The organism is Pseudomonas sp. MF6755, assembly GCF_016405635.1.
Taxonomy (GTDB): Bacteria; Pseudomonadota; Gammaproteobacteria; order Pseudomonadales; family Pseudomonadaceae; genus Aquipseudomonas; species Aquipseudomonas haemolytica.
In genome coordinates this window covers 23,539-39,841 of the sequence record NZ_JAEKDA010000021.1, presented here as the reverse complement: position 1 = coordinate 39,841, position 16,303 = coordinate 23,539, and the positions used below count along the sequence as shown (strand labels likewise).

Here is a 16,303-nt window from a genome sequence, read left to right as displayed (position 1 = left end):
TTATGGAAGTAAAACTGGTTGCCCGCACACTTGACCTTTTAGAGGTCTTTGCCCGCGAGCGTCGCGCGATGTCGCTGACCGAGTTAGCCCGGCTGCTGGATGTCCCAATGTCTAGTTGCCTTGGGCTAATTCGTACGTTGTCGACACGTGGGTATCTTTATGAAGTCCGCAAGCGGGGGGGCTACTACCCGACAAAGCGCTTACTGTCCATAGCAATGCAGATCGATAGCGGTGACTCACTGGTTAATATCATAGATGAGCATTTGCAGGCTCTTCAGCACGAGGTCGATGAAACTGTAGTATTGGGCAAATTGGAAGGTTCTCAGGTGCTCTATCTGCACGTGCTCGATTCATCCCAGCCAATCCGCTACTCCCCTCACGCTGGCGAGCTTCGGCCTTTACATGCCAACTCCATCGGTAAGGCGATATTGGCGCAATTACCCGAGGCGGAGGTACGGAAGCGACTGGAAGGTTTAGAAATGCCGCGCTTCACTGATCACACTCTCACCTCCGAAGACGATTATCTGGCCGCACTGTCAGAAGTTCGCGAGCGTGGCTGGAGTGAGAATATTGGTGAAAGCTCCAATGATCTGGCGGCGCTCTCGTGTGCCTTCAATTTCGCCGGGGAATGGTATGCGGTCTCAATCGCAGGTCCGCTGCCACGCATGCGTCAACATTGGCAAACCCTTTCAGCACCGCTTGTGGCGTGCATCGCGTCAATCGCTGCCGACATAGATCTTGGTTGAATCGACGCTTTCTCGATCAGACTCAATCGCCGGGATGCAGGACTCTGCATCCGGCCACGTAATCAAACCCGCGGTCAGCGTATGGCGCTCACCTTAGGGGCCATGAAAAGCGCATACCGCTTAGCGGCCTCTAATTGCCTTCCTTTTTCCGATGTCCATCGGGTTTGACGTCACTCCCACCGAAATAGCCCACTGAGCTCGCACGCTGCTCAGTTCTCGGCATTCCACTGCTCCGTGGTCCTTGAATCCTCGAACAAAGCGCGATCACGAAAATGATTGCGCGATTTAATTCACAAGCGTAAATTAAATTTTCCCAGGGTGAATTAAGCGCGCGTACCCCGCGGCCCTCAAATAAAAACAACGGAGAAAGCGATGAATTTTCAGCTCAATGAAGACCAACTGGCCATCCGCGATTCCATTCAACGAATTTGCAAGGAATTTGGTGATGATTACTGGCTTGAGCGCGACTCCGACGGCCGGTTTCCCCACGAGCTGTACCGCGCTTTAGCGGATCAGGGATGGTTGGGTATAGCCATGGACGCGAAATATGGCGGTGCCGGTCTTGGCATTTTCGAAGCAGCGGTGATGATGCAAACCATCAGCGGCTCGGGAGCAGGTCTTTCCGGTGCATCAGCCGTACACATGAACATTTTCGGGTTGAACCCGGTGCAGGTATTCGGCAGCGAAGAGCAAAAGCAGCGCTTTTTACCCTCGTTGATTCAAGGCAAGGAGAAGGCTTGCTTCGCAGTTACAGAACCCAACACAGGTCTGGACACAACAAACCTTAAGACTTTTGCACGCAAGGTCCCCGGTGGGTATGTGATTGATGGCCGAAAAATCTGGATTTCCACCGCGCAAGTAGCCGACCGAATGCTGATCATTGCCAGGACCACACCTCGCGATCAGGTCAGCAAGTCGACTCATGGTCTTTCCCTGTTCTACACCCGCCTGGACCGCGAAAAAGTCGAAGTTCGCGAGATAGAAAAAATGGGCCGCAAGTCGGTGGATTCCAACATGCTCTTCATCGATGGCCTTGAAGTGCCCGAAGAAGATCTTATCGGCGAGGAAGGAAAGGGTTTCGAGTACCTGCTGCACGGCCTCAATCCCGAACGTATCCTTATTGCGGCAGAAGCCGTGGGGCTAGGTCAAGCGGCGCTGTGGCGCGCGGTTGAGTATGCGCGGGATCGAGTGGTATTTGGCCGACCGATTGGGCAAAACCAGGGCATACAGCATCCTTTAGCTCAAGCCTGGATGGCCTTGGAGGCCGCGCAGTTAATGGTTTACAAAGCCGCCAGCCTTTATGACGCCGGACAACCCTGTGGCGCCGAAGCAAACACCGCGAAATATCTGGCGGCTGAAGCTTGTAGTCAGGCGTGTCAAACCGCAGTGGCGACGCTTGGCGGTATGGGCTTTGCGAAGGAGTATCACGTCGAGCGTTATCTGCGTGAGAGCTGGATTCCGCGCCTGGCACCGGTGAGCCCGCAACTAATCATGTGCCATATCGCCGAAAAGGTTTTGGGCCTTCCCAAGTCCTACTAAACAAGTCTCCGGCGTAGACGCCGAGGCGGATTCTACAAGAACAATAAAAAGGTAACGCCGATGAACGTACAAGCAAACTTGAGCGCGCTGTCGGGGCTCAAAATAGTAGACCTATCGAAAGTCCTGGGTGGCCCCTATTGCACCCAGATCCTCGCTGATCACGGTGCGCAAGTGATCAAGATCGAGCCTCCTTCAGGCGACGAAACTCGTGGCTGGGGTGCGCCTGTCCGCGAACGTACCTCCGCGTACTTTATGGGAGTCAATAGGAACAAACGTGGAGTAAGTTTAAACCTCAGCGATGCCGTCGACCGCCAGCGTTTATTCGACCTACTCGAAGGGGCCGATGTGTTAGTGGAAAACTACAAACCAGGTACCTTGGAGCGCTGGGACTTGAACTATGAAGCGTTGAAATCACGCTTCCCCAGGCTGATTCATTGCCGCATTTCTGGCTACGGCGATCAAGGCCCTTACGCTGGCATGCCTGGCTACGATGCTGCTATCCAAGCCATGAGCGGGCTCATGAGCGTGAATGGTGAGCAAGACGGTGATTCGCTCAGGGTTGGTGTGCCTATAGTCGACATGGTCACGGGTATGAATGCCACTCTCGGTATCCTCATGGCGCTTTTCGAGCGCGAGCGCAGTGGTGAGGGGCAATTTGTCGAAGCCGCATTGTTCGATTGTGCGCTGTCCATCCTGCATCCGCATTCGGCGAACTATCTCTACGCAGGGCAAACACCCCAGCGCAGCGGCAATGCCCATCCCAACATTACGCCTTACGACAAATTCACCACCGCCACCGGCGACATATTCCTCGCCGTTGGCAACGATGCACAATTTTCCGCTCTGTGCCGTCACCTCGCTTTGCCCGAGTTGATCGATGATTCACGTTTCTCCAGCAACCAATTGCGTAATGAGCACCGCGAAGCACTGCGGCAAGCATTGGCTACAAAACTGCTGAAGCTTTCCGGCGAGGCGCTGTGCGAGCAACTGATCCACCAAGGCGTACCCTGCGGGGCGGTACTTGATATTCCGCAGGCGCTTGCCCTACCTCAAGTCGCTGCTCGCAACATGCTGGTGAAGATCGGAGAGGACTACAGCGGCATAGCCTCTCCGATTCGCCTGAGTCGTACACCGGCCAGCTATCGGCTCCGTCCCCCATTGCTGAATGAACATGCCGCAGAAATTTTCGGCACGACCGCGGACTGACTAGGCCAGGCCCAAAGTTATGGGCCTCTCTTACATAAGCCGGCTAGTCGGGGACTGTCTTTAGATACACGGGCAGCATCTTGGGTCGTTCGGTGAGGAAAGAAAAATGCTTGCGAGTATTGGTTTGCTGGCCATTGTCAGCTTGTTCTTGCTTATCCTGACGAAGCGCCTTTCGCCGCTAGTGGCATTGATTTTAGTGCCAGTGGTTGCATCGCTATTAGCTGGCTTCGGCTTGCAGACTTCAGGCTTTGTTCTCACTGGTATAAAAAATATTGCTCCTGTGGCTGGAATGTTTATTTTCGCCATTATCTTTTTCGGCGTGATGACCGATGCAGGGTTGCTCGATCCGATCATCAAGCGCGTATTGAAGATTGTCGGTGGACGACCACGCTATATCGTTATGGGCACCGCCATGTTAGCGCTGCTCATTCACCTGGACGGATCAGGAGCGGTAACTTTCCTGGTGACTATTCCAGCAATGCTTCCGCTTTATGAACGCTTAGGAATGGATAAGAGAGTTCTAGCCTGTGCGGTATCGCTGGCCGCAGGGGTGAATTTTCTGCCTTGGGTCGGACCGATGCTGCGTGCCTCGGCGGCACTGGGAATACCGACAACGGAAATGTTTTATCCGCTCATCCCAGTGCAATTAATTGGTCTGATATTCGTTTTTGCTGTGTGCTATTGGCTCGGGCTTCGGGAGGAGCGGCGTCTGGGTATCACGGCTATGGGTGTCGACGTTTCGGCACACGTGCCTGAAGTATCTCTTGCAGAACAAGAAATACGTCGTCCCAAGCGTTTCGGCGTCAATTGTGTGATCACATTGACGGTTTTGACCATTCTCGTGGCTGGGTGGGTTCCACCGGTGCTGATGTTTATGCTCGGCACTGTCGCCGCATTATTGGTCAATTATCCCAATGTGCACGAGCAACGCGCCCGAGTAGACGCTCACGCCAAAGCTGCGCTTATGATGGCGAGTGTATTGCTGGCTGCCGGTGTATTTACCGGAATTATGGGCGAATCAGGCATGCTCAGGGCCATGGCCGAAATGTTGGTACAACATGTGCCCCGTGAACACGCTGAGCATATGCCATTTGTACTTGGCCTGCTTTCCATGCCATTGAGCCTTTTGTTTGATCCGGACTCCTTCTACTTCGGTGTATTGCCTGTGTTGGCCCACAGTGCAGAGATGCTCGGAGTACCGCCAATTCAGATGGGCCAGGCAGCGCTCCTCGGGCAAATGACAACAGGGTTTCCGGTCAGTCCTCTGACTCCAGCAACCTTCTTGATTGTGGGCCTGACCAAAATAGATCTGGCCGATCATCAGAAATTCACCATTCCGTTTCTGTTTGCGGCAAGCGTGATTATGACCATCGCAGCGGCAGCGTTTGGGGTGTTCCCATTTTGATTGAAATATAACGCAGATAGGCAAGTTCGAATGGAGTTGGTATCGCGGCCGGCTGTTGACGCGGAATTGCTTCTTAGCCGTTGCGAACTCATTAATAATTAGAAGAGCGGGAGTCTGTAAATGAATGCAATTACTTCGGTTGTCCAACAACGAGGCTTGTATTACGAGGAACTCGAAATAGGGGTGCTTTACAGTCACGCGCCCGGGAGAACGCTGGATGACGGAGACAGTACGTTATTTTCTTCGCTGACCATGAACCCAGCGAGCATTCATTTCGATGCACATGACAGTGCTAGCAACGAGTTCGGGACGCGCTTAGTTAATAGCATGTTGACAGTTTCAACTCTGGTTGGATTGAGCGTAGGTCATTTGACACAAAAAACGCTTGTAGCAAACCTAGGTTTTACTGACATAAGTTTTCCTGCACCGGTGTTTTCTGGCGATACCCTCTATGCGAAGACAGAAGTCATGGAGAAGCGTCTATCAAAGTCCCGCCCGGACGCCGGAATAGTTCTGCTGGAGCATCGTGGGTATAACCAGAAAGGTGTTTTAGTGGCCGTCGCCCGGCGTCACGCGCTCATGTTGCGCAAGCCGGAGGTTGTATGAAAGAAATCCGCCTCGGAGAGGCCATCTTATTTTGCCCTGGCGATCGTCCTGACCGCTTTGAAAAAGCATTGCATCGTGCCGACCGCGTTATTTTTGACTTGGAAGACAGCGTCGCTCCACAACGCAAGGAGGCGGCCCGTCGCTGCGTAATTAATGCCGTGCCGGAATCAGGTAAGGACATAATTGTCCGTATCAACGCATCTACATCCCCTTGGTACAAAGAGGATGTGCAAGCCTTGCGGGACCTGCGTGAACGGAGCGGTTTTTCTCCGCTGATCCTTCTTCCGAAGGCAGAGGAAACACAGCAACTGGCGGCTTTGGATGACTTCCACGTCATCGCGCTCTGTGAAACCGCGAAAGGAGTGATCAACGCTTATCAGTTAGCGATGGCTCAGAACTGTATTGCGCTGTTCTGGGGAGGCGAAGATCTAATCGCCGACCTGGGAGGGCGCAGTAGCCGGGACTCCTTCGGAAACTACTACCCTGTGGTCGAGCACGCGCGAACCACGATACTCCTCGCTGCTGGCCAGTGCGGTAAGCCAGCCATTGATGCCGTGCATATTGATATAGCAGATGTGGACGGGTTGGCCCGCGAATTGAAGCAAGCGGTTGACGTGGGCTTTACAGCCAAGGCGTGCATCCACCCTTCCCATGTAAACGTTATTCGTAGCGCCTTCAGCCCCAGCAAAGAGCAACGCCTTTGGGCTGAAGAAGTGGTTGCGGCGATGCAATCTGCTGCAGGCGGCGTAGTAAGCCTAAATGGACGCATGATCGATGAGCCTCTCCTTAGACAAGCACTTCGAGTACTCGAAGTGCCTCCCTGTAACTCTCAACGACAGTTAGCCGGCGCGCCCTGACTTAGACGCCACGACTAAGCCTGATTATGGAGGCTGTTGTAACGAATAAGTTAATAGAGCTCGCACACAGAAATTTCGACGCAATCCCGCCAGCAGCGGTGGCATCTTCACAAACAATAAAAGGTAAGCCATGAAAATTTTGGTGCCCATCAAACGAGTGGTCGACTATAACGTCAAGATTCGCGTCAAAGCGGACAACTCCGGCGTCGACCTCGCTAACGTCAAGATGTCGATGAACCCTTTCTGCGAAATCGCCGTGGAAGAAGCCGTACGCCTGAAAGAGCAAGGTGTTGCGACTGAAATCGTCGTCGTCTCCATCGGTCCGACCACTGCTCAAGAGCAGCTGCGTACCGCCCTGGCGCTGGGTGCCGATCGTGCAATCCTCGTCGAATCCGCAGAAGATCTGACGTCACTGGCCGTGGCCAAACTGTTGAAAGTGGTGGTCGACAAGGAACAGCCTCAGCTGGTGATCCTCGGCAAACAAGCCATCGACAGCGACAACAACCAGACTGGCCAGATGCTCGCTGCATTGAGCGGCTACGGTCAGGGCACGTTCGCTTCGAAAGTTGAAATCAGCGGCGACACCGTTGCGGTGACTCGCGAAATCGACGGCGGCGCGCAGACGGTTTCCCTGAAACTGCCGGCCATTGTCACCACCGACCTGCGTTTGAACGAGCCGCGCTACGCGTCCCTGCCAAACATCATGAAAGCCAAGAAGAAGCCTCTCGAAGTGCTGACTCCGGACGCTTTGGGTGTTTCCACCGCCACCACCAACAAGACCGTGAAAGTCGAAGCGCCGGCTGCACGCAGCGCGGGTATCAAGGTCAAGTCGGTGGCTGAATTGTTGGAAAAACTCAAGAACGAAGCGAAGGTGATTTGAATGACTATCTTGGTGATTGCTGACTATTCAACCGACCCGCAGGGCAACAAAGTACTGGCCCCGGCCACGCTGAACACTGTGGCGGCTGGCGTCAAAATCTGTGGTGAGATCCACGTGCTGGTGGCCGGTCTGTGCGTTGGCGCCGTGGCTGAAGCTGCGGCGAAAATCGCTGGTGTGGCTAAAGTGCTGGTGGCCGATAACGCCGCCTACGCTCACCAACTGCCGGAAAACGTTTCGCCGCTGGTAGCCAGTCTGGTGCTCGAACAACACACGATTTATAGCCATGTCCTGGCCTCGGCCACGTCCAACGGCAAAAACATCCTGCCGCGCGTGGCCGCTCAACTGGACGTTGACCAGATCTCCGAGATCATTTCGGTCGAAAGCGCTGACACCTTTAAGCGCCCGATCTACGCCGGTAACGCCATCGCTACCGTTCAATCGAACGCTGCTGTCAAGGTCATCACCGTGCGTGCCACCGGTTTTGACCCGGCGGCAGCTGTTGGTGGTTCGGCGGTTATTGAAGCGGTTGCAGCGGCTCACGATGCCGGCACCTCGCGCTTCATCGGTGAAGCGCTGGCCAAGTCCGATCGTCCGGAACTGACCGCTGCCAAGATCGTCGTTTCCGGCGGTCGCGGCATGCAAAACGGCGACAACTTCAAACACCTGTACGCTCTGGCTGACAAGCTGGGCGCCGCCGTCGGGGCTTCTCGCGCCGCGGTCGACGCCGGTTTCGTCCCTAACGACATGCAGGTCGGTCAGACCGGAAAAATCGTTGCGCCACAGCTGTACATCGCCGTCGGTATTTCCGGTGCGATCCAGCATCTGGCCGGTATGAAAGACTCCAAAGTGATTGTGGCGATCAACAAGGATGAAGACGCGCCGATCTTCCAGGTAGCTGATTATGGGCTGGTAGGAGATCTGTTCGAAATCATTCCAGAGTTTGAGCAACAGTTATGAAGAAATCTATTAAGTGTCCGTAATTAGGGGGCTTGTGCCTTATTGCCACGTCCATCAGGAAAACAACAATGAAAAAAATTCCTTTCGTTCGACTGTCTTTGCTCGCCACCACAGGTGTCGCCCTGGCACCCCTGGCGCATGCGGACTTCGTCAAGGACAGCAAGGCCAACCTGGGTTTTCGCAACTACTACTTTAACAACGACTACCGTGATCGCGCCGGTCCCGCCGGGCAAAGCAGGACAGCAGAATGGGCGCAGGGATTCTTCCTCGATTACAAATCCGGCTTTACCGATGGCACCGTCGGCTTTGGTGTCGATGCGCTCGGTTTGCTGGGGGTGCGACTGGACGGCGGCAAAGGCAACCACCGCGGCAGCTCGATGGTTCCTGATGACCGCGATGGCAGCGCCGTGGACGAATGGAGCCGGCTGGGGCTGACCGGAAAAATGCGTTTTTCCCAGACCGAGGCGCGCTACGGGACCCTCCAGCCCAAGTTGCCGATTCTGGTGGCCAACGATGGTCGCGTCTTGCCGCAAACCTTCGAAGGCGGCATGATCACCTCCAAGGAAGTGGAGAACCTGACCCTGGTCGGCGGTCGCCTGGAACACACCACCGGTCGTGGCTCGACCAACCGCTCCGGGCTCGCGGTCGCCGGCGGCTCTCAGCAAAGCAATGAATTCCTTTTTGCCGGTGCCGACTACAAACTGACCAAACAGCTCACGCTGCAGTATTACGCGGCCCAGCTGGAAGACTATTACGTGCAGCATTTCGGCGGCTTGGTGCATGTGCTGCCCTTGAGCGAGGGCCAGTCACTGACCACCGACCTGCGTTACTTCAAGACCGACGCCGATGGCCGCAACAACTCCGCCTCAGGCCGCGCTGCCGGATATCGCGTGGGTGGCCTAGGTGATACCGTTGGCAAAATCGACAACGACACCTGGAGCGCGATGTTTACCTATGCCCTGGGAGGCAACTCCTTCCTCCTCGGATACCAGAGCGTTTCCGACAGCGGCAACTTCGTGCAGCTCAACCAAGCCAACACGAACGAAGGTGCGGGGGGCAGCAGTATTTACCTGTTCACCGACCGACTGATCACCAGCTTTACTCGGGCCGGCGAACGCACAGCATTCGGGCAATACACCTACGACTTCGCCGCAATGGGTGTTCCTGGGCTAATTGCATCTGTCGCATACCTCAAAGGCACCAACATTCGCATGGCCACCGATAGCGATGAGAAGGAATGGGAACGCGACATCGCGCTGGCCTATGTGGTGCAGAGTGGCACCTTCAAGGGCGTAGGATTCAGTTGGCGTAACGGTACGTTGCGTAGCGGCTTGCCAAGCGAATACGCCCAGGATCAGAACCGCGTAGCTATCAGCTACACGCTGGCGTTGTTCTGATCACCGAGGGGGCTCCGTTGTGGGGAGCCCTTGCTTTATGTGGATCAATTGAAGTTGAACCATCCGCGGCGGCGAGCTCTCGATAACGGCACCGCAGCTTCTTTGCTGGGCCGTTTCAGGCTTTTGCCTGCCAATGCCCACGTTGAGTGTCTTTCCCACTTCTGGGTTGAAGGCATTGCATAGATCAAGCTTCTGATAGAACGCCTTTAGATCGGCCTTCGCATGTAAGTTAGGTGGAATACTTTTGAGCTAGTCTGATTCTGTCGACGTTCTGGGGAATCGCCCATGACCTCTGCTGCATCGGAAGTACGGCTCTCCCATTTTCACGTGGGGCTTGGCTTCCGCACTGCGGGCAATCACAGTTCCGTCACGACGATAGGCGTATGGGCTAAGTCAGGCCGGAAGACTCTTTCACAGCTGACCGCTTACGTTGTTTACGTTCGAGATCGGATTACCGACCTTGAAGAATTCAGGAAGTACGAGGAAAGCGCGCCAGCCGCATCGGTAGGCCATCCGGTCACGCCGCTGGCGTTTTATGGCGCGGTGGAAACACTTGAAGGCGCACCTGTGGATGGCGCCGTTATTCTTGAGTTTCCAACGCTTGCCGACGCCAGAGCGGCGTAAGACAGCCCCCTATATCAAGAAGCCCTAAAGCATCGATTGAAGGGGGCTGAGTATCGCGTCTTTATCGTAGAAGGACTCCCTAAATAGAGTCGCCCGAGTGATTTCAACACGGCAAAACGCCCAACATCATCCCCATCTTCGATGGCAAAAATCGGAAAAATGTTAGCAGGAAAGATTCTATTTAAATCAATGGTTTATGTTCTTCTAACTGTTAGGGTCATTCAGATACAACGACGGTTGCGTCATCGCTCGCAGTTACGACGCCAAGCCATTTATCAAGATGGGCGAGCCGTATTTCCAAATCAAACACAAGCTGAAGCAGCATGGCATAGTCCCGTTTTCCTCAAATTACGCCCTGTATGGGGATATGAGTGAGCGAGTCATGACGGTGATCGAGAGCCTGGTGCCCGCCGTCGAGATCTACAGCATTGATAAGAATAAGTTGCATACTGTGGACGCCCAAACGTAGATCTTGTCCCCATGGACATTGACGCTTGCTCTTACAGAGATTCCACTTGCCTACCGTCGAACACATTCACTTCAGTCCGCATGACCTTTCTGTCAAAGACCGCCTGATTACCTACTCGCTGAATAGCTCCCGTGTAGTGATCGAAGGTCTACCACAAATATTCTGGGAAGACGGCTTGCCTTGGAGAGAAGCCAATCTCTGGGCTATGGAGAGAGTCACCAATGGTGAGGCACTCCTTAAGACCGTTTCTAGCAACCTGAATGGGCTGTTGAACTACGCGAAGTTTTTGGAGAGTCGCGGGCTTCAGTGGTTTGAGTTTCCGTCTCGAAAGGCTGATCGATGTCTTGTTCAGTACCGTGGGGCGCTTATCAAGGCTCGCGATGCTGGTCATATCAGTCCCGCTACGGCCTCCGAATACATGCGTAATTGCATCAGTTTCTACAGGTGGGTTAGGAGGCGTGGCCTTCTAAGCCCGTTATTGCCGCTGTGGAAAGACAAGCGCTATTTCATCAAATACTTTGACCAGGTCGGCTTCGAGCGGACGCTAGCTGGCACCACCACCGATCTTGGTATTCCAAACCGAAAACGCATTGGGGTCACTTTGGAAGGTGGGCTATTTCCAGTCTCTGCGGTTGATCGAGACACCATTCTTGATTTCGCAAAACAGAGCGCCTCACCCGAGCTTTACCTGATGTTGGCTTTAGGTTTCTTCACGGGTATGCGACTGGGAACGATCTGTGACCTTCGTATCGATACGCTGGAGCGTGCCCTACATGATCCGTCTGCTAAAGGTCTGCTTCTGCTATCCGTAGGGCCAGGTGCGTCCCCGCCCGTGCATACCAAATTTGGAGTAACTGGCCAGGTATGGATTCCCGAAGCTTTGTGTTCAGAAGTCTTGGAGTACGCCAAGGGTCTTCGCAGGTTGACTCGCGAGGCACTTGCTGCTGGCGAGCATCAAGACTTGGTGTTCTTGACACGTTTCGGAAACCCTTTTGGACGTCGCAACAGTGATCAATCTTCGGCCATAAACGTTGAGATGTCATCGCTTAGAAAATTAGGCATCGCGTCGGGCATCAAAACGCTCAGGAAGTTTCGCTTCCACCAATCCCGATGCACCTTTGGAACTGAGTTAGCTAGGCTCGCTTTAGCAAATTGCACTGATGTGGCGATAGTGATTGCTACTGTCAGCAATGCATTGCTTCACGGTCGAAATTCGGAGGCTACCACCTTCAAATACATCAAATTTGTGCAAGCCGCACCTGCTAAGCAGGCCATTGCGAACAGCTTCATGACTGCGTTTACAGGGATTTCTTCAATGCAGGGAGCAAGCGATGAATAATCTGACGTTTTCAGACCTGACGTTTCCAATGCTTGAGTACGCGACAAATCAGACGCCCTGGGATATGGCACCACTTTTATACAACGGTGGTGCTAAGGCAAAAGTGAAGACTGTACGCAGTGAAATCACATCAGGTGCTTTGGGTGATCCCTTGCTGGAGCGGGTAGAACTTGTGAAAGGGCTCCATTATTGTTTGACCGATGATCTTGTCGGCGGAGGAAGCCGCTTTTCGGCGAATAACAAGATCGGTGCGTTGAGGAAGTTTTTTCAGTGGGTGGATCAACGCGGGCGTCCGTTGAGTGTCGATTCGGTCGCGGAAGCATACCTGGGGTGGGCTGAGCATCTTCTACAGCGTCACCGCGTGGAAGAATATCTAACCGCCGGATCGTTATACGACACGGCAAGTTTAACCGCGACAATGCTCGACCGAGTTCTGGGTCGAAGCTCGACGCTTCTCTACAGCACCCGAATTCGCAAACCAAGAGGCAACGGAAGGGCAGGTAATGGGAGTACTGGTAAGCAAAGCTTAGAAGATAGCTTTTTATTCGGTCAATTCATTGCCGACCTCTGTATGGCCCTTACCTATGAAGTCGTGACGGGGCCACTTCCCATTCAAGTGGAATTGCGGTCGGGTTCCACGCTACCTATCTGGTGCCGCCTGCGCGATACAGAGAAGGATGCGTCACGAGGGATTCGACCTCGAACCAAATTCCAGATTGCGGATATCCTACGAAACCGCGAACTTCGGAACTCTGACGTTTCAATCGAGACTCGATACCCGGCAGTGAACCTACGAATTGAAGCCGAACTGCTTATGTTCATAGCACAAACTGGCATGAATTTGTCACAGGCGCATCAGCTTCGAATCGACCAATACCATTACACGAGTCATCTTGACGGTTACCAAGTCAGGTCTTACAAAAAGCGCCGCCAGGGTGAAGTGCTGTTTGAAGTGTTCTCAAGCTACAAGCAGTGGTTCGAACGCTACATCGAGTGGCGAAACACGTGGTTTCCAGACGATCTAGAGGGACTTCTTTTCCCTCTCGTCCGTCTTGGGGGACGTCTCGTTCTAGAAGCTCCCCAGTTCACAGCTATCACGCGCCTCTGCACATATTCCGGTATTCAATTCGTTCGGCCTCGTAAGCTCCGGGGTGCGCGTATCAACTGGCTGTTACGTGAGTCGCAACGCCCCGAACTTGTGGCAGAAATCGCACAGCACACCGCTGAAACTTTGATTCGTGTTTACGCCGAGCCCAATCCGCAAATTGCTATGATTGAAATCAGTCGATTTCACCGGCAAACAGATCCCGTCGTTTGCTCGCCTGCTCCAGGTACTTGTGTGGCGCCGGTTCCAGAATCGGTCGTGGATGCTCCAACTAATGCTCCTGATCCCGATTGTATTAATGCAGCGGGTTGCCTTTTCTGCGTCAATCATCGGGATATTGAAAGCGAGGATCACGTCTGGTCTCTGAGTAGTTTGCGAATGCTCAAGAGCTTGGAGCTAGTTAGGTATCGTCCGGCGTGCACGGACAGATCTGAAGAGGCTGATCATCCAGCGATGCTTGCGGTCGAGCGTCTGAGTGCGAAGCTACGGTTCTTTCATGAAAGTAGCGAGGTGCGTCGGCTATGGGTTGAAGAGGCACTGGCTCGCATAGCTGAGGAGGACTATCACCCAGCTTGGGACGGATTTATTCGACTTGCGGAAGTTACAGCGGGGCTTTCCCTATGAATATGCTCTCGACATTAGGGCTTTCTATCGAGTCGCCTCTCGCCGTTCCTGAGGCATCGAATTACCGTCCAGAGAGCTGGCCTCCGCCGCCTGATTGGCCAGTCGTAATTGATGCGCTGGGTAACGTCGTAAGCCGCTGGGGCGATCCAATTTGGAGGCTTGATCCATGGGCCAAGAAGGCAGTGACCCTGAATTTTGGTGATGGACCAGCTAAAAAATCAGCGGCGCCAATCAGCTCAACGAACGCAAATTTGCTTCGAGTCATCACAGGCTGGTGGCTATACGGGCCGTACGGCGCTCGTGGCTACAGATCTCTTAAAACGCGTTTCGATCAGATGCGACGGCTGTTTGTTCTTTGCGAAGAGGCAGGAATCCTTGCCAGCGAACTAAGCCATTTTCCAAGCGTATGCCAACGGATACCTGCCTTTCTTTCTAGCTCAAGAAAAACCGAGTTTCTTTCGTTAATGCATGAGCTTTACGCGTCCAGAGATTCCGTAGGGTTTACGCTGCTGGATCCAGGCTCTCTAACCCGCCTGGCTGCGCTTTTTCCAACTCACCATACAGCTCAAACACCTTACATTCCTCCACGCATTTGGCGCTATCAAGTGACTAGGCTGCGAGAGTGCCTTGATAACTTCCTATCCCATCGAGAACAGGTTGAAGCTTGTTACCGGTTCTGCTTCGCGGCTTACGAACATAACCAGAGGGTTTCGGAGAGAACGGCGTGCGTAAATGCCCCGCCTTTTTGCGGCTATAACATGCAGTTGTCAGGCACTAAAACGGGGCTTCGTTTTCTCGGCGCGTTTGCGGATACCGCGAAACGCTTCGGCATCTTTGAGCTACTTGAACGTTGGGTAGGGCGCAGTGGTGACTTGCAAGTAAGAGCGCTGACTAGCTATCTGAAACTGGTCAACGGCGTGGGTTTGGCTTACATCCTTAACTTCAGTCTCATGCGGGTCGAGGAAGCATGGAATCTTCGAGCCGGGTGCCTTGACATCGAGCACGACAAGAGCTTCGGTGACATTTTTTTGTTACGTGGGCAGACGACAAAAACGCTCTCTGATAGGGACGCCATTTGGGTCACATCCCCATCTGTGGCGGTCGCCGTGAAGGCGATGGAGGTTATTTCTCTGTTTCGCTCACTACACGCACCTCACGAAGCCGAGAGAGTTCTCGCCGAGCGTTACTTGAACGATTTTTCTTACGAGCCCTGGAGTTCGTTGCGCAATAAAGGTAATCACTCACTGAGGCCGAGCATCCAGTCATATTCCGACTTTTTGGGGCGGTACGGGAAGCTCTTCGACTTAGAACGTTTGCGTATCACTACTGAGGATTTGAAATTAGCCCGGCTAGCTACCCCTTCATTGCCGGAGGAGTATCAAGCGGGCGCTGTATGGCCGTTGGCTTGGCATCAGCTGCGTAGAACTGGGGCAGTGAACATGCAAGCTTCCGGGCTCGTAAGTGATGCTTCGCTTCAGTACCAGCTCAAGCACGTCACACGAGCGATGAGCCTTTACTACGGACAAAATCACTCGCGGATGCGTCTAGAGGAAAAGGCTCACACTCTGTACGTTCGCACAATGTACGAGACGCTTGGGAGAGAGTTACAGCAGCTTACGAGTGAGCGTTTTATCAGTCCCCATGGAGACAAACGAAAGGCTGAGATTGTTCGGCTGATTTCGCCAGAGGATGCGAAGAAGATGATTGGTTTGGCAAAGAAAGGCGCAGTCGCCTGTCGCCCGATCATTCTTGGCGTTTGTGCGAGTCGAGAGCCTTGTCCGTACGGCGGAATTGACAACATTGCCCATTGCGGCGGCGGTGATTCAGTGGATGCAAAACCTTGCCCTGATGTGCTGTATGACTCAAAAAGATTGGGTACGTTGGATGATCTTGAACATGTACTCAAAGAACGGCTTGCTACTGCTCAGGATGGGAGTCCGCTAATGGAATCGTTAATGGCTCAACAGCGAAGCGTAGAAAGCTTCCGTCGTGTCGTAAGGAGCGCAGATGGACGTTAAACTCCCTGCTCGCCGCAGCGCGGCGGATCAATATCGTGATGCTTTTGAGCGCCTGAAACTCAATAGGCCACAGCTTCTACCTAAGGGGACACCGGTCACTCAGAACAACGTGGCCAAAGAGGCCGGGAGCGACCCGTCGGCGCTTAAGAAATCACGTTTCCCGAGTCTCATCGCAGAGATAAAGACCTACGTGGAACAACATGCGGAGGAGCGACCTCCTTCGTTGAACAAGGTAAATCTTCTCGCTCGGCAGAAAAGCCGCGCCCTGCGTGATCGGATTGAGCAAGTTGTCCGGCAGCGCGATCAACTCGCAAGCTTATTGAGCGAAGCAGATGCAAAAATCGTTGAGCTGTATGACCGTATCGCTGAGCTTGAGCGGCAGTTGCCTGCGTCAAATATAATTTCGTTGGATCCGCGCGGGTCGAGAAAGCTTTGAGATAACAGCGCTTAGGGGGGTGTACCTCAAGCTTGACTAGTGACCACATCGCGATGTTAGGAGAGTTGGCATAACTAAAATTGTGGTACGGTCCT

14 protein-coding genes and 2 pseudogenes are annotated in these 16,303 nt (G+C 53.7%); 15 read left to right on the top strand and 1 reads right to left on the bottom strand.

Annotated features, from left to right (window positions below; all coding sequences use genetic code 11):
- The first annotated feature begins 2 nt into the window (after positions 1-2).
- From JFT66_RS24840 to JFT66_RS24800, 9 genes are all read left to right on the top strand, one after another.
- Positions 3-746, top strand: coding sequence for an IclR family transcriptional regulator (locus JFT66_RS24840; RefSeq protein WP_198721186.1), 744 nt, complete (start codon positions 3-5; stop codon positions 744-746).
- Positions 747-1,118: 372 nt separating this feature from the next.
- Positions 1,119-2,285 carry an acyl-CoA dehydrogenase family protein gene (locus JFT66_RS24835; RefSeq protein WP_198721187.1) on the top strand — a complete coding sequence of 389 codons (1,167 nt, stop codon included), beginning with the start codon at positions 1,119-1,121 and terminating at the stop codon, positions 2,283-2,285.
- A gap of 60 nt (positions 2,286-2,345) precedes the next feature.
- A complete protein-coding gene (locus tag JFT66_RS24830) occupies positions 2,346-3,491 on the top strand; it encodes a CaiB/BaiF CoA transferase family protein (RefSeq protein ID WP_198721188.1) in 1,146 nt (381 codons plus the stop codon).
- 106 nt (positions 3,492-3,597) lie between these two features.
- On the top strand, positions 3,598-4,896 hold the full coding sequence (locus JFT66_RS24825) for a CitMHS family transporter (protein ID WP_198721189.1): 1,299 nt from the start codon (positions 3,598-3,600) through the stop codon (positions 4,894-4,896).
- Positions 4,897-5,016: 120 nt separating this feature from the next.
- Positions 5,017-5,502 (top strand): MaoC family dehydratase, encoded by a 486-nt coding sequence (locus JFT66_RS24820; RefSeq protein ID WP_198721190.1) that lies wholly within the window; start codon positions 5,017-5,019, stop codon positions 5,500-5,502.
- On the top strand, positions 5,499-6,359 hold the full coding sequence (locus JFT66_RS24815) for an HpcH/HpaI aldolase/citrate lyase family protein (RefSeq protein ID WP_198721191.1): 861 nt from the start codon (positions 5,499-5,501) through the stop codon (positions 6,357-6,359). The genes JFT66_RS24820 and JFT66_RS24815 overlap by 4 nt, the downstream gene beginning before the upstream one ends.
- Before the next feature lie 130 nt (positions 6,360-6,489).
- Positions 6,490-7,239 (top strand): electron transfer flavoprotein subunit beta/FixA family protein, encoded by a 750-nt coding sequence (locus JFT66_RS24810; protein WP_198721192.1) that lies wholly within the window; start codon positions 6,490-6,492, stop codon positions 7,237-7,239.
- Positions 7,240-8,196: an electron transfer flavoprotein subunit alpha/FixB family protein gene (locus JFT66_RS24805; protein ID WP_198721193.1), complete on the top strand. Its 957-nt coding sequence runs from the start codon at positions 7,240-7,242 to the stop codon at positions 8,194-8,196.
- A 68-nt stretch (positions 8,197-8,264) separates the two neighbouring features.
- Positions 8,265-9,593, top strand: a complete 1,329-nt coding sequence (locus JFT66_RS24800; protein WP_198721194.1) for an OprD family porin — start codon at positions 8,265-8,267, stop codon at positions 9,591-9,593.
- A 282-nt stretch (positions 9,594-9,875) separates the two neighbouring features.
- Here JFT66_RS24800 and JFT66_RS30310 read toward each other — a convergent pair.
- Positions 9,876-10,012, bottom strand: a pseudogene (locus JFT66_RS30310) (DNA polymerase V subunit UmuC); the annotation flags it as partial.
- Between JFT66_RS30310 and JFT66_RS24795 the strand changes: the two are divergent.
- The 6 genes and pseudogenes from JFT66_RS24795 (at position 9,969) to JFT66_RS24770 (ending at position 16,208) form a co-directional block, all read left to right on the top strand.
- A complete protein-coding gene (locus JFT66_RS24795) occupies positions 9,969-10,217 on the top strand; it encodes a DUF1330 domain-containing protein (protein WP_285682699.1) in 249 nt (82 codons plus the stop codon). The pseudogene JFT66_RS30310 and the gene JFT66_RS24795 overlap by 44 nt on opposite strands.
- A 229-nt stretch (positions 10,218-10,446) precedes the next feature.
- Positions 10,447-10,653: pseudogene (locus tag JFT66_RS24790) on the top strand (Y-family DNA polymerase); the annotation flags it as partial.
- 58 nt (positions 10,654-10,711) lie between these two features.
- Entirely contained in the window at positions 10,712-12,025 is a 1,314-nt protein-coding gene (locus JFT66_RS24785) for a site-specific integrase (RefSeq protein WP_060766620.1), read from the top strand.
- Positions 12,018-13,754: a site-specific integrase gene (locus tag JFT66_RS24780; RefSeq protein ID WP_198860363.1), complete on the top strand. Its 1,737-nt coding sequence runs from the start codon at positions 12,018-12,020 to the stop codon at positions 13,752-13,754. Before JFT66_RS24785 ends, JFT66_RS24780 begins: the two co-directional genes overlap by 8 nt.
- Positions 13,751-15,772: a hypothetical protein gene (locus JFT66_RS29915; RefSeq protein WP_233097188.1), complete on the top strand. Its 2,022-nt coding sequence runs from the start codon at positions 13,751-13,753 to the stop codon at positions 15,770-15,772. The genes JFT66_RS24780 and JFT66_RS29915 overlap by 4 nt, the downstream gene beginning before the upstream one ends.
- Positions 15,762-16,208 carry a hypothetical protein gene (locus JFT66_RS24770; RefSeq protein ID WP_060765380.1) on the top strand — a complete coding sequence of 149 codons (447 nt, stop codon included), beginning with the start codon at positions 15,762-15,764 and terminating at the stop codon, positions 16,206-16,208. Before JFT66_RS29915 ends, JFT66_RS24770 begins: the two co-directional genes overlap by 11 nt.
- Positions 16,209-16,303 lie beyond the last annotated feature (95 nt).